11 protein-coding genes are annotated in these 12,906 nt (G+C 71.4%); 7 read left to right on the forward strand and 4 right to left on the reverse strand.

Annotation, left to right across the window (positions count from 1 at the left end; all coding sequences use genetic code 11):
* Window positions 1-17: 17 nt before the first annotated feature.
* Entirely contained in the window at window positions 18-1,103 is a 1,086-nt protein-coding gene (locus tag KF837_13915) for an ABC transporter substrate-binding protein (GenBank protein ID MBX3228411.1), read from the reverse strand.
* 32 nt (window positions 1,104-1,135) lie between these two features.
* Window positions 1,136-1,789 (reverse strand): succinate dehydrogenase, encoded by a 654-nt coding sequence (locus tag KF837_13920; GenBank protein MBX3228412.1) that lies wholly within the window; start codon window positions 1,787-1,789, stop codon window positions 1,136-1,138.
* Between the two features lie 63 nt (window positions 1,790-1,852).
* On the opposite strand from KF837_13920, the gene KF837_13925 reads away from it, so the two are divergent.
* From KF837_13925 to KF837_13935, 3 genes are all read left to right on the forward strand, one after another.
* Entirely contained in the window at window positions 1,853-3,169 is a 1,317-nt protein-coding gene (locus KF837_13925; protein ID MBX3228413.1) for a prolyl oligopeptidase family serine peptidase, read from the forward strand.
* Window positions 3,166-4,851 (forward strand): hypothetical protein, encoded by a 1,686-nt coding sequence (locus tag KF837_13930; protein MBX3228414.1) that lies wholly within the window; start codon window positions 3,166-3,168, stop codon window positions 4,849-4,851. The genes KF837_13925 and KF837_13930 overlap by 4 nt, the downstream gene beginning before the upstream one ends.
* 510 nt (window positions 4,852-5,361) lie before the next feature.
* Window positions 5,362-6,039 (forward strand): C39 family peptidase, encoded by a 678-nt coding sequence (locus KF837_13935; GenBank protein ID MBX3228415.1) that lies wholly within the window; start codon window positions 5,362-5,364, stop codon window positions 6,037-6,039.
* A 46-nt stretch (window positions 6,040-6,085) separates the two neighbouring features.
* Here the strand turns inward: KF837_13935 and KF837_13940 are convergent, their stop codons facing one another.
* The gene (locus tag KF837_13940) at window positions 6,086-7,330 is read right to left on the reverse strand and encodes a hypothetical protein (protein ID MBX3228416.1); all 1,245 of its coding nucleotides are present in this window, start codon (window positions 7,328-7,330) and stop codon (window positions 6,086-6,088) included.
* Window positions 7,331-7,369: 39 nt separating this feature from the next.
* Window positions 7,370-9,043, reverse strand: coding sequence for an acyl-CoA dehydrogenase family protein (locus KF837_13945; GenBank protein ID MBX3228417.1), 1,674 nt, complete (start codon window positions 9,041-9,043; stop codon window positions 7,370-7,372).
* 109 nt (window positions 9,044-9,152) lie between these two features.
* Between KF837_13945 and KF837_13950 the strand changes: the two genes are divergently transcribed.
* From KF837_13950 to KF837_13965, 4 genes are read left to right on the forward strand one after another with little or no spacing between them, the layout of a single operon-like run.
* Entirely contained in the window at window positions 9,153-9,803 is a 651-nt protein-coding gene (locus KF837_13950) for an RNA polymerase sigma factor (protein ID MBX3228418.1), read from the forward strand.
* Window positions 9,788-11,104, forward strand: a complete 1,317-nt coding sequence (locus tag KF837_13955; protein MBX3228419.1) for a FecR domain-containing protein — start codon at window positions 9,788-9,790, stop codon at window positions 11,102-11,104. Before KF837_13950 ends, KF837_13955 begins: the two co-directional genes overlap by 16 nt.
* Window positions 11,101-12,213, forward strand: coding sequence for a hypothetical protein (locus tag KF837_13960; protein ID MBX3228420.1), 1,113 nt, complete (start codon window positions 11,101-11,103; stop codon window positions 12,211-12,213). Before KF837_13955 ends, KF837_13960 begins: the two co-directional genes overlap by 4 nt.
* Window positions 12,210-12,905 (forward strand): hypothetical protein, encoded by a 696-nt coding sequence (locus tag KF837_13965; GenBank protein MBX3228421.1) that lies wholly within the window; start codon window positions 12,210-12,212, stop codon window positions 12,903-12,905. The genes KF837_13960 and KF837_13965 overlap by 4 nt, the downstream gene beginning before the upstream one ends.
* The last annotated feature ends 1 nt before the right edge of the window (window position 12,906 follow it).

Below are 12,906 nucleotides of genomic sequence, written 5' to 3' on the forward strand. Positions count from 1 at the left end.
CTCGAGGACCTTCACCGCTACTCGGCCTCGAGCGTGCCCGCGTACACGAACTTCCGGTCCTGGATCTTCACGATCACGATCGGCTTGTTCGCGTTGCGGTCCTCGTCGAAGTTCATCGTCCCCGTCGCGCCGTGGAAGTCCTTCGTCTCGCCGAGCGCTCTGCGAATGTCCTCGCGTGTGACGGCGGGCGCGCGGTCGATCGCGTCGAAGAGGACGCGCGCGCTGTCGTAGCCCTGCGCCGCGAGGCTGGTCGGGGGATGATTGTATTTTGCATTGAACGCGGCGTAGAAGCGCTTCGAGTTCTCCCACGGCACGTCGGGGGCGTAGTGGTTCGTGAAGTGCGCGCCCTCGAGCTCCTTCCCCGCGCCGTCGGTGAGCGTGGCCGAGTCCCAGCCGTCGCCGCCGAAGAACATCGAGCCCGGGATGCCGAGCTCGCTCGCGTGCCGGCCGACGAAGACCATCTCGTTGTAGTAGTTCGGCACGAAGATGATCTCGGGGCTCGCCGCCTTGATCTCGGAGAGGAACGTGCGGAAGCTCGTCTCGCCTTTCGGGTAGCCCTTCTCCGCGACGATGGCGCCGCCGAGCCTGCGCATCTCCGCCGCGAAGCTCTTCGCGAGGCCGGACGAATAGGTGTCCTGCGCGGTGAAGAACACGGCCGCCCGCGTCTTGTGGAGCTCGTTCGTGATGAAGCGCGCCGCGACCTTGCCTTGCTGCTCGTCGGTGAAACACGTGCGGAAGACCCACTCGCGGTTCTGCGTCACCTCGACCGCGGTCGACGACGGCGTGATCATCGGCGTCTTGCCCTTCGTCGCGATGAGGCCGCCGACGAGGGAGCGGCTCGACGCGACCTCGCCGATGAGGGCGACGACCTTGTCGCGATCGATGAGCTGGCGGACCTTCTGCGTCGCCTCGAACGTCGTCGACTTGTCGTCCTCGTAGATGACGCGGACCTTCTTGCCCTTGAGGCCGCCGGCGGCGTTGATCTCCTGCACCGCGAGGTCGATCCCTTTGCGCGTGTCGGAGCCGAACGTCGAGTCCGGCCCCGAGAGGGAGAGGAACGCCCCGATCGGTATCTCGTCCTCGTGCGCCCGCGAGCAGGACAACAGCCCCGCCGTCGCAACGAGCAGAGCTCCGACTAACGCCCTGCGTCCCAGATCGCGTAAATCGCGCCCCATCCCATCGCCAGGAGCGAGAGGAACACGAACCAGACGACGTAGTCCACCTGCTTCAGGCCGCGGCGGCTCGACACGACGCCCCAGCCCATCGCGAACGTGCCGATGCCGTTCGCGAGGTGGTAGGCGACGCCGAGGGTGCCGAGCACGTAGACCATGAGGGTCGGCCCGTGGTGATGCATCTCGTGCGAGATGTCGCTGAAGGGCTCGGGGCGGCCGGTCGTGAGGCGCGGGTGCAGCGTCGCGAGCCAGAGGTGCGCGCCGAGGAAGAGGAGCACGCCGATGGCGGAGAGGCGCTGGAGGATGTAGCGGACGTTCGAGAAGTAGGAGAAGCGCACGACGTTCGGGCGCGTCGAGAAGAGACGCCCGACGCCCCAGACCGTGTGGAGCGCGAGGGGGAGGAGCGCGATCGCGGACGACGCGAAGAACGCGGCCGGATGCGAGTAGGTGGTGACGTCCTGCGTCCACGCGTCCGCGCCGCGGAAGGCGGAGAGGTTGTTCCAGAGGTGGTTCGCGGTCCAGATGCCGAGCGGCACGACGGCGAGGAACGAGCCGAGCCGCGCGCGGACGAAGGCCCAGTCGATCGGACGGTTGGTGCTCGCGGCGGACGACGACATTTCGCGCCCAGGTTTAGGGGACAAAGGCCCGCGCTGACAAGTCTTTCCGGCTACGGTGGGGGCATGCGCCGGCTCGTGGCCCTCGCCGTCGTCTTTGCGGCCGAGAGCGCGGCCGCGCACGAGACGGTCTCCGGCGTCGCGGTCACGCCGAAAAAGACCGAGCGCGGCTGGACCTTCGCGGCGGAAGGCGAGGCGGTCCTCGTCCCGCACTGCAACGGCCGCGGGCGCGTGCTCGTCGACGGTGTGGTGAAAGACGCCGGCTCGAAGGGGCCGCTCGTCGTGCGGCTGGGGGACGAGACGAAGCCGCACGACGTCACGGTGGAGGTGAAGGTCAGCACGTACGAGAAGCGGATCGCGTGCAGTCACGCGCCGCGCGTCGGAGCGATCGTGGACACGAGGGACGGCCTCCAGACGATCGCGTTCGCGAGCCCGCACGTCGCGCCGAGCACGGGGCAGGGCAAGGCCGGCGAGGCGGTGCTCTTCGTGCCGGGCGGTCATGACTGGACGAAGCCGAGCGCGCTCCTCGTCGGCGTGCATCCGTGGAACAGCGATCCGTGGACGTACGCGGCGTACGAGGAGCTCATCGACGAGGCGGGGAAGAAGGACGTCGTGCTGCTGATGCCGAGCGGTCTCGGCAACTCGCTCTACACCGCCGACGCGGAGGACGAGGTGATGCGCGCGATCGACGCCGTGTCGGCGCAAATTCGGATCGATCCGCAGCGCGTGTCGATCTGGGGAGCGTCGATGGGCGGCGCGGGCGCGACGACGATCTCGTTCCATCGTCCCGATCGCTTCGCCTTCGTCGCGAGCTACTTCGGCGACAGCAAGTACGATCTCACCACCTACGTCGCCGGCGTGCTCGGCGGCGAGGCGGGGGCGCGCAAGGTGAACGCGCTCGACCACCTCGAGAACGCGCGCCACTTGCCGGTGTTCCTCGTCCACGGCGAAGCCGACCACACCTCACCGATCCGCCAGAGCACGATGCTCTACGACGCGATGAAGAAGGCCGGCTTCGCGGTCGAATTCGAGCGCGTGCCGGGGATGGCGCACGAGGGGCCGCTCGTCGTGAAGTACATCCGCCGCGTCGTCGATCGCGCGGCGCTCGCGGCCGCGCCGCTCCATCCCGCGCGCGTCTCGTTCCGGAGCATCCGCCCCGCCGACACGTCGGCGTACGGCGTCACGCTCGTGCGCGCGTCGGCGACGCGCGATGCCTTCGTCGACGTCGAGCGCAAGGACGACGGCGTGCACGTGCTCGCGGCGGAGGGCGTCACGGAGATCCGGCTCGCGCCGGGCGCGCTCGGCGCGAAGGGAGAGGAGCCGATCGTTCCTGGTCCCGGTCCCGCTCCGGTGCCGGTGCCGGTGCGCTGGATGAAGCCGTGAACGCGAAGACGCGCACGTCGCTGATCGTCGCGGCGCCGCTCGTCGCCGTCGCCACGCTCGCGGTGGGTCTGCGCATCGGCGCGGGCTCTGCGTTCCGCGCCGCGCTGGTCTACGCGGCGCCGCCGGGCCGCGCGGTCGCGCCGGACCGGCCGCGCCCGTACGCGTTCCAGCTCACGACGTACCTCGAGGACCGCGGCGTGCGCGAGGTCGTCGCGATGAGGGGGCTCGTCGTGACCGCGCTCTCGGACGACGGGCAGGAGTCGCGCTGGACGGGCGACAGCAACGTCGACGGGATCGCGGAGGTCCTGCTCGCGTTCCGGGGCGACGTCGCGAGGATCGCGCTTCGGGTGGAGGTCCCGGACGAGCGCGAGCCGCTCGCGGCCGGTGTCGTCGAGATGAGCCAAGCGCCGCGCATCGCGCATGCGCCGGCGGCCGCCGCGAAGCCGGTGCGTCCCTCGAAGCGCGAGGGCGACCTCGGCATCGACGTCTTCATCGACGGCGACCGCCTCGTGGTCGGCGCGACGACGTTGCTCTTCGTGCATGTCGCTCGACAACGTCGTGCCCCGTGGGTGGTCCGCGCGACGCCGGAGATCGGGGTGCGTTTCGAGAGGGATGAGGTGCGGTCGGGGGCGGGGTGTGGCGGCGTCGCGGTGCTCGAGGCGGTGGCGCTCGGGCAAGCGGCGAGCGCGCTCGTCGAGGTGACGGGCGAGGGTGGCGCGAAGGGCACGTGGTTTGGGACGTTGCCGACGGCGCCGGGCGCGTTCGCGATCGACGTTCCGCGTGTCATCGTCGCGCCGTCGCGCGCGCAGGCCATCTTGGTCGCTCCGAACGCACGCGAGCACGTCTACGTCGAGGTCGACGGAGAGGAGGGCCGCGAGCTCGGCGCGGTCTTGCCGCTCCGGGTAGAGCCGGGCGACCCACTCCCACGCGCGCGCCTCGACCTGCCGGAGCTCGCCCCGGGCATCCACTGGCTCGTCGCCTCCGGCGATCCCCGCGGCGCCGAGTACATGTCCGGCGCGACGATCGCAAAGGCATTCATGGTGAAGGACGACGCGGACGCGGGTGCTGCGGAGCGGTTGGGCGCGGACGCGGGCGCGGGTGCTGCGGAGCGGTCGGGGGCGGACGCGGGAGCTGCGGGCGCTGCGGACGCGGGTGCTGCGGAGCGGTTGGGCGCTGCGGGTGTGGACTCGGGTGCTGCGGAGCGGTTGGGCGCTCCGGCAGTGCGGTCGGATGCGCGCGGTGCTGCGGAGCGTTTGGGGGCGGACGCGGGGGCTCCGGCGGTGGCGGGCGCTGCGGAGCGGTCGGGGGCGGACGCTTCGGCGACGCGTTCGGATGCGGTGGGCGGGTTGGGGTGTGATGCCGATGTCGCTGCGCGTCGCGGTGTCGTGGGGTTTCCGCGCTGGCTCGCGATTGACGGCATCGCGACGCGCGGGGCGCAGAACCGCGCTCGTCATCGCCGAGGTCTCTTCATCGGGCTCTTTGCGCTCGGAGCCGCGGCGCTCCTCGAGGTATTGCTCCTCACCGCCGCGGCGCGCGAAGCGAAGTTGGTCCTCGCGCAAGCGGAGAGCGACGCACCGGAGCGCGTCACAGCGAAGCCACCCGGCGGCGGAGTCGTCGTCGCCCTGCTCGTCGCGATCCTAGGCTTCGCATTCCTCGCCGCGCTCGTCGTCGCGAAGGCCTGACCATCGCCCACGTCGTCGCGAAGACCTGCCTCGGGCGCACTCGCGCGAAGCACTCGTGCGCTCGTTGTCGCGAAGACCTGACTTGGGCACGTACCTCTCGTGCGGACCACTCGGGCGCCGCGCGCGTCGCGAAAGGCCTGAGCATCGCCCACTCGCGTGCGTACCTCTCGAGTGCGCTCGTCGTCGTGAAGGCCTGATCGTTGCGCACTCGGACGCGCCTCTCGCGCCGACCACTCGTGCGCTCGTCGTCGTGAAGGCCTGACCGTTGCGCACCCGGGCGCGCCCGCCAAGACGGCCGGCTCACGCCTCCCGAGGACGCTGCTGGAGCGGCATGGTGTCGCAATCGGCGCTCGAGGATGTGTTCCAAGTGCGCGCGAATTGCGCAAAGACGTCGGTGGGTTGCGATGGGTTCGGTCCAGGGTGGGAGAAATACAGCTCATGTGACCCCGCAATTTATCGGCAATTGTGCGTGTAGGTGATTGGCCTACGTGTTGCTCAAGGTGTCACTGCATGGCAGCTTCGCTCTGGAAGGGTCTCGTCGTTGGGGTGTTCGCGGCGTTCGCGCTGGTGGGGTGCGCGACGGAGGTTCCGGACGAAGACGTCGACGACGGCGAGTCGGTTGGGACGACCGACGACGAGCTGCGGAGCTCGCCGCTCGACGACAAAGACATGGTCGAGATCCCGAAGCCGGAGGGAATGCCCGACGCCTGGAAACAGCCGAAGTCGACGGGGCGCTTCGAGCAGGGCGGCAAGTGCGGGCCGACCGCGCTCGCGAACATGCTCCGCCTCCACGACATCGAGCTCTCGCCCGAGGAGGCCGACAAGGCCGGCGTCCGCTGGGTCGTCGGCACCCTGCAGTGGCAGATCGACTCGTACCTGAAGCGGAACCATCGCGAGCTCGGCTGCCGTACCTCCTATCCGTGGAACGGCGCGAAGGCGCTTCGCAACGAGATCGCCGCCGGGCGCCCCGTCATGGTCTGGTACAACACCGACGGCGCGCTGACCTCCCACTGGGTCGTGGCCGTCGGCATTCGCGGCAGCGGCAGCAACGAGAAGGTCATCGTGATGTCGTGGGGCAAGTACTACGAGATCCCGATGAAGAAGCTCGATGACGCCTCGAAGTGGGTCTACGGCCTCCGCCACCCGACCGTCATCTGCAGCGCGACGACCGACAACGTCGTCCGCTGATCGCCGAGCGCAGCCCGCAGCCACGCGCAGCCCGCAGCCCGCGTGGCTACGGCGCGAGCTTCGGTCGGTACACCGCCGCGCCGCGGATGACCGCGAGTTGGTGCGGGGAGAGCGACGCCTTTCCGATCGCGCGGACCGGTCGCGGGAACACGACGTTGGTGTTGTCGGGGCACGTGAACGGGTTCGTCGTGACCGTCGTGCAGGACGCCGTGTCGGTGAAGCCGTCGTCGTAGGTCGCGCTCCCCTCCTCCGACGTGTGCGGGATCCCCCAGAGGTGGAACGTCTCGTGGAGCGCGATGCCGGCCGACAGGTCACCGGGCCCGTGCCCCTCCGCGATGTGAGGCGCGGGATCCGTTCCGGGCGGCTTCTGATCCTTCATCTTCACGATCGCCGTGGCGAACGGACGGTCGTAACCGATGCCGCCGGTGATCGGAGCGAGACCGAGGACGTCCGGAGTCTGGATCAGCTCGGTGAAGATCATGTGTAGACCGAACTGCTCGTCCTTGCTGAGCGTCCCCGCGACCCGGTAGGCCTCCTTCACCTCGTCTTCGCTGTCCATCGTGACGAACTTCGCGTCCGCCTCGACGAAGGTGACCGCGCCGCGATCGATCCCGACGACGCGCTTCAACTGGACGAAGAACGCGTCGAGGAACTTCGTCACGACGGGGTTCGCTGCCGCGTTGGCGGGCGTGACCGCGTCCGGAGGCGCCTCGCCGGTGATGAAGTCGCCGACGTGCAGCCCGACCGGGAGGTGGACGTGGAGATCGAGCGTCCCGCCGTGGAACTGCCCGTCGTTCGTGCGCTGCCGCGCGACCTTCACGTTCGCAGGGCCCGCGAGCTCGATCGTCCACGTGCCGGACGGGATCGCGAGCATCGTGCTCGACGCCGGGAAACGCGTGAGGCGACGGTACTCCTCGCGCAGCTCCGCGGGTCGATCGCCCGGGACGTAGCTCGTGCCCGCCGCGTCGGTGACCCTGTTCACGGCGACGCCGTTCGTGTCGAAGGAGAACCCGAGCGTGCCGGCGGGGACCTCCAGGTCGAACGTCGCGGGGACCGCGCCGAGGTCGATGTAGTCGGGCGGGCCGAGCGTGACGACGGGCCCGGGGACGCCCGCGTCGGTCGGATCGTCGATCGGCCCGCCCGCGTCGGGCGTCTCGGCTCCGCCGTCGAGAGGCTCCTGGCCCGGCGGCGCGCTCGGGTCTCCGGAGCTGCACGCGGCGAGAGCGGCGAGAGCGGTGAGGGCGGTGAGGGTGACGAGCGCAGGACGAACAGGACGGAGAAGAGAAGCCACCCTCTAGAATTACTCGCGCACGCCCGGCGTGGCGAGCGACTACGCGAAGAGCGCGCGCGCGTCGGCGTCGAGGGAGGCGTCGAGGATGAGGTCGACGCCGCTGCGCCAGTAGCGGCGCGCGGCGGCGGCGGCCTTGTCGTGGTCGCCGTGCTTCTTCGAGCGCGTCGCTTCGCGGACGAGGAGCGCGAGCTCCATCGCGCGGCCTAGCGTCAGCGCGAGGCGGCGCGCGCCGGCCTCGACCGCGGCCGGGCCGCCCGCTTCGAGCGTGCGCATCAGCCACGCGCCCGCGTGCTCGACCGCCTTCACCGCCGCCTCGGCCGGCTCCTTCAACGACGCGTCCGCGCCCTCGATGCAGGCGTGGACCTCGCGGGCGATCGGCTCGATGCTCCCGCCCTTCGCGAGGACGCGCAGGAGATCGAGCGAGAGCACGTTGGTGGTGCCCTCCCAGATCGGGAGCACCTGCGCGTCGCGGAGGAGGCGCGGGAAGCCCGTGTCCTCGATGTAGCCCGCGCCGCCGAAGGCCTCGAGCGTCTCGCTCGCGACGAGGACCGCCTGCTTCGCGGTGACGAGCTTCACGATCGGGTTGAGGATGCGGAGGAGCGCGGCGTCCTCCTCGGTGAGCTCGCCCACCTCCTCCTTGCCGAGCAGCTCGACGGCGCGGAACGCGATCAACATGCCGCCCTGCGCCTCCGCCTCGATCGTCGCGAGGGTGTCGAGGTGGAGCGGCTTCTGATCGAGCGTCGCGCCGAACGCGACGCGGCGGCGCGCGTAGTCCTTCGCGAGCATGAGGCCGCGCCGCATGCCGGCGACCGCGCAGACCGCGTTCCACGTGCGCGTGACGTGGAGCATCGGCGTGATGTTCTTGATGCCCGAGTCGAGGCCCCTCACCGCGACCGCGCGCGCGCCGTCGAGCGTGAGCTCCGCGGTCGGCACCATCCGCGTGCCGAGCTTGTCCTTCAGGCGGTTGACGGAGATGCCGTTCATCGTGCCGTCGGGGTTGCGAACCTCGAGGTAGAAGAGCGCGAGGCCGCTCCCGCCCGGCGGGTTGCCCTCCGGTCGCCCCAGCGTCAGCGCCATCTGCGACGTCGTCGCGGACGAGAACCACTTCGTGCCGGAGAGCGCGTACGCCCCCGCCTCGGGCAGCGGCTTCGCGATCGTCTCGCAGATCGCCACGTCGCTGCCGCCGGTGCGCTCCGTCATCCACTGCCCGCTCGTCCAGCTCGTCTTCGGATCGCGGCTCGTGAGCCGCGGCAGCGCGCGATCGATGAGCGCCTGGTTCTTCGACACCATGAGCGTCTTCGCCGCGCCGTCCGTCATCGCGAGCGGGCACGAGTAGACGTGCCACGACGGCTCGATGAGGTACACGAGCGCGAACTGATGCACGCGCGACCACGCGCCGGTCTTCCGCTCGTACGCGGTGGCGACGACGCCCTTCTCGGCCGTGATGCGCTGCGCCTTCTGCCAGAGCGGCGTCAGCTCGATCTCGTCGACGCGCCGTCCCCACGCGTTCCATTGATTGAGCTTCGGCTCCTCGCGGCCCGTCGCGATCGACTCGCGGAACAGCTCCCCGCCCGAGAGCTCCCCCATCGCGAGCAGCTCCGGCTCGATCTGCGCGAGGACGTCCGGCGGCATGGCGTTCCGCAAGTAGCGACGAAGCACATCGTCGCTGATGTAGGTGTTTCCGAGCTCGGGGGGACTCTGAAAAAACGCCATCAGAAAAGGAGGTTAGCAGACGCAGTTGAGAGGTGCCGAAACGCGCACACCCGTCATGGAAAAAGATGAGCCGCCTGTAATCTCGGCCGTCACTCCTTCCCCAAACGCCTTGATGTCGCTCTCCCGCCCGCAGACTCCGCCGCCGCTGCCGCGCACGTCGATCGTGCGCGAGCTGCGCCCGAGGGAGGAGGTGCCGGACGCGGTCCTCGTCGCGGAGGTCCAGCGCGGCGCGCCCGGCGCGACGACGGTGCTCTTCGATCGCTACGCGCGGCACGTCGAGCGCCTCGTGTGGAGCCTCCTCGGTCCCGAGTCCGAGTCCGAGGACATCATGCACGAGGTCTTCATCCGCGCGTTCGAGGGGATCCACGCGCTCGAGGACGCGACGAAGCTCAAGGGCTGGCTGACCGGCATTACCGTGTATACTGCACGCGAATGGATCCGGCGCCGGACGCGCCGGCGCTGGCTCCGCTTCATGGACGAGGTGCCGGAGACCCCGCACGTCGGCGCGAGCGAAGAGGTGAACGAGGCGACGCGCGCGACGTACGCCGTCCTCTCCGAGATGAACGCCGACGATCGCGTCCTCTTCAGCCTCCGCTACATCGAGGGCCTCGAGCTCAGCGAGGTCGCGCGGGCGTGCGACGTCAGCCTCGCCACCGTGAAGCGCCGCCTCGCCGACGTCGGCAAGCGGTTCGTGAACCGCGCGAAGCACCACGAGGCGCTCCGTCCCTGGCTGGAGGGAGGCCGATGGACGACCGAGTGAGCTCCGTCCGCGCCGCCCCGGTCGACGCGCCGCACGACACCGCGCTCTCCGAGCTCGGGAGCGAGGTCGTCTCCGAGCTCGATCGCGCGCGCGAGGCGAGCGGCGCCGCCGCGCGTGTCCGCGCCAAGATCGCGACCAACATCCCGCCGCGGCTCCGCGCGCCGGTGAAGAGGCGCGTACGCCCCGCCGCGGTGGTCACCTCGCTCGCGCTCGCCGCGTCGATCGTCCTCGCGATCGGCTTCGGCGTCGCGCGCCGCGGCCAGACCGCCGCCGCCCGCATGCCCGAGCCGGCGCCGCCGATCTCGTTCACCGTCGCGGGCTCGACCGGCCCCGCGAAGAGCTTCATCGCCGCGGCGACGGAGACGCCGGTGCAGTTCTCCGACGGCAGCGAGCTCCGCCTCGCCCCCGCCGCGCGCGTGCGCGTGACCGAGACGGCGAGCAACGGCGCGCGCGTCCTCGTCGAGACCGGATCGATGCACGTCTCCGTCGTCCACCGCGAGCAGACCCGGTGGGCGATCGAAGCCGGGCCCTACGAGGTGCGCGTCACCGGCACGAAGTTCGTCGTCGCGTGGGACCCGGCCAAGAACGGCCTCGTCGTCCGGATGGAAGAGGGCTCCGTCGTCGTGAAGGGTTGCGGCGACGAAGAGCAGCGCCTCGGTGCCGGCGAGTCGCTCGTGGTCTCGTGCAAGGACGGCGAATCATCAGAATCAAATAAATCGATCGAATCATCTGAATCAGAAAAAGTGCAGGACGAGGAGGCCGTCCCGGACGAGCCCGCCGCCGCGCCCGCGGCCCCCGCCGCCAAGCCGAAGCCCGCCGACCCGACGCGCGCGATCGTCGCGCACGCGCGCGCCGGCGAGAACGCGGAGGCGATCGCGGCGGCGGAGGAGCACGGCTACGACGCGACGCTCGGCGTGCTCTCCGGTCCGGAGCTCCTCCTGATCGCGAACGCGGCGCGCTACTCCGGCAAGTTCGATCACGCGAACGCCGCGCTCGAGACCGCGCGCCGCCGCTTCCCCGACACCGACGCGGCGGCGCAGGCCGCGTTCGAGCTCGGGCGCATCGCGATGGACGTCCGCCGCCAGCTCGGTCCGGCCGGCGATCACTTCGAGGTCTACCTCCGCGAGCGCCCGAACGGCGGCTTCGCGCGCGAGGCGATGGGACGCGCGATCGAGGCGCGTCACGGCGCGGGGGACGACGATCGCGCCGAGCGCCTCGCGGTTCGTTACCTGGCGAGCTGGCCCGACGGCCCGCACGCCGCGCTCGCGCGGAAGCTCACGGGGGAGAAGGGGAGCCGATGACGAGACGTCGCCGCTCCGGCTCGCCCGGCGCGTTGCTGCGACGACGCGCGATCGCCGTCGCGGCGTTCCTCGCCGCGGCGGCGATCGGAGGCGCCGCGCGCGCCGACGACGAAGACGAGACGGTCCGCGTCGTCATCGCGGGACCGAAGCGCGACGCGATCGCGGCCCGCCTCGAGAAGGAGGTCACCGCGCTCGGCTTCACGCCGGTGGCGGCGGGTCCGCTCGAAGGCTGCGCGCGCGCCGCGGTCATCGACGCCGTCGCGAACGCGAACGCGAGCGCCGCGCTCTGCTCGGACGGCGATCAGATCGGCGTCTGGACCCCGAAGAACGAAGGCCAGCCGGTGGAGCTCCGCGACGTCGTCGCGGCGCAGGAGAAGGGGCCGCACGTCCACGAGCAGCTCGCGACGCGCGCGGCGGAGGTGATGCGCGCGAACATCGCGCTGCTGGAGGCTCCGCCCGAGGAGCCACCGCCGCCGCCCGCGCCGCTCCGGAGCTCGCCACCGCCGTCGACCGGCGACTGGGACGAGTTCGAGAACGCCGATCGCCCGGTGCCGCCGCCGTTCCCGCAGCGCACCGCGAGGTTCACCGCGAGCGCGGGCGCCTCGACGCTCGTGAGCTCCATGCCCGCGTCGCGTGGTCTCTCGCTCCACGCCGCGCTCGGCGTCCATCGCGCGCTCGCGATCACCGCGCGTGTCGACGCGCCGACCGGCAGCGCGCTGCTCGAGGAGGCCGCCGGCGCCGAGGTCCGCGTCGCGCCGGGCATCGCCGGCTTCGGCGCCGAGATGCCGCTCGCCGGGACGAGGTCGCGCTTCATCCCGCGCTTCGGCGTCGGCCTCGGCGTCGCGTGGCTCCACGCTTCGCGCACCGCCAACCCCTTCCCCAACGGCGATGGATCGATCGCCGGCGCGAGCGCGACCGTCGTCGCGCCGGCGGGCTGGGCGTCCGCCGGGCTCTCGGTCGGCGTCTACGGTCCGGTGCGCCTCGTCGCGGAGGGCCTCGTCGGGACCGCGGCGGGCCGGCTCGCGGTGCGCGATCGCGGCGTCGTGCGCGGGCACTGGGGCACGCCGCTCGGCGGGCTCGCGCTGCGCGTCGAGGTGCAGCTGCCATGAGCGCGCGCCGCCTCACCCTCGGCCTCGCGACGGCCGGGGGGCTCCTCGTCGCGTCCGCGTGCGGCGACATCACGGCCGATCTGGAGTCGGACGTGGCGCCCTCGCTCGGCGCCGGCTTCGCCGCGCGCCCGCTCCCGCCCTCGACCGCGGTGCTCCGGTGCCCGCTCGAGCCTCCGACGCCGCAGCACCTCCCCGACGGCGGGACCTTCGATCCCGACGCGTCGCCGGACGGCGGGCCTCGCACCCCCAGCTTCTGCTCGCCCCAAGGCGCGTGCGAGCTCGGGACGAGCGCCGATCGCAACTGCAACCGCGTCTTCAGCTGCGACGGCACGCACTGGACCGAGCTCCCGAGCTATGCGTGTCACGAGCGCGTCTGCCCGTCGGCGCGCGCCGCGATGGCGGAGCTCGACGGCCGACCTTGCGACCTCGGTCCGAGCCTCGCGGCGGAGGCGCTCTGCAACGTGGCGGACGGCGTCTGCGCCTGCTCCACCGGCGCGGGCGGCAGCGACCTCCACGATCGGCGCTGGGTCTGCGCCGCGCCGCTCCTCCGCGAGTGCCCGCTCGAGCGACCGCTCATCGGCAGCGCGTGCGAGGGCGCCACGTTCTGCGACTACGGCGCGTGCCGCACGAAGCGCGGCTTCGCGCTCGAATGCCACCGCGGCGCCTGGCGCGCCGTGCCCGCCGAATGCTGAG

The sequence above is a fragment of the Labilithrix sp. genome (assembly GCA_019637155.1).
GTDB lineage: Bacteria > Myxococcota_A > Polyangia > Polyangiales > Polyangiaceae > Labilithrix.

Coding starts and splice junctions, on each gene's coding strand:
- KF837_13920 (MBX3228412.1), bottom strand. CDS start 1,789: ATGTCGTCGTCCGCCGCGAGCACCAACCGTCCGATCGACTGGGCCTTC.
- KF837_13925 (MBX3228413.1), top strand. CDS start 1,853: ATGCGCCGGCTCGTGGCCCTCGCCGTCGTCTTTGCGGCCGAGAGCGCG.
- KF837_13955 (MBX3228419.1), top strand. CDS start 9,788: ATGGACGACCGAGTGAGCTCCGTCCGCGCCGCCCCGGTCGACGCGCCG.
- KF837_13965 (MBX3228421.1), top strand. CDS start 12,210: ATGAGCGCGCGCCGCCTCACCCTCGGCCTCGCGACGGCCGGGGGGCTC.
- KF837_13960 (MBX3228420.1), top strand. CDS start 11,101: ATGACGAGACGTCGCCGCTCCGGCTCGCCCGGCGCGTTGCTGCGACGA.
- KF837_13935 (MBX3228415.1), top strand. CDS start 5,362: ATGGCAGCTTCGCTCTGGAAGGGTCTCGTCGTTGGGGTGTTCGCGGCG.
- KF837_13945 (MBX3228417.1), bottom strand. CDS start 9,043: ATGGCGTTTTTTCAGAGTCCCCCCGAGCTCGGAAACACCTACATCAGC.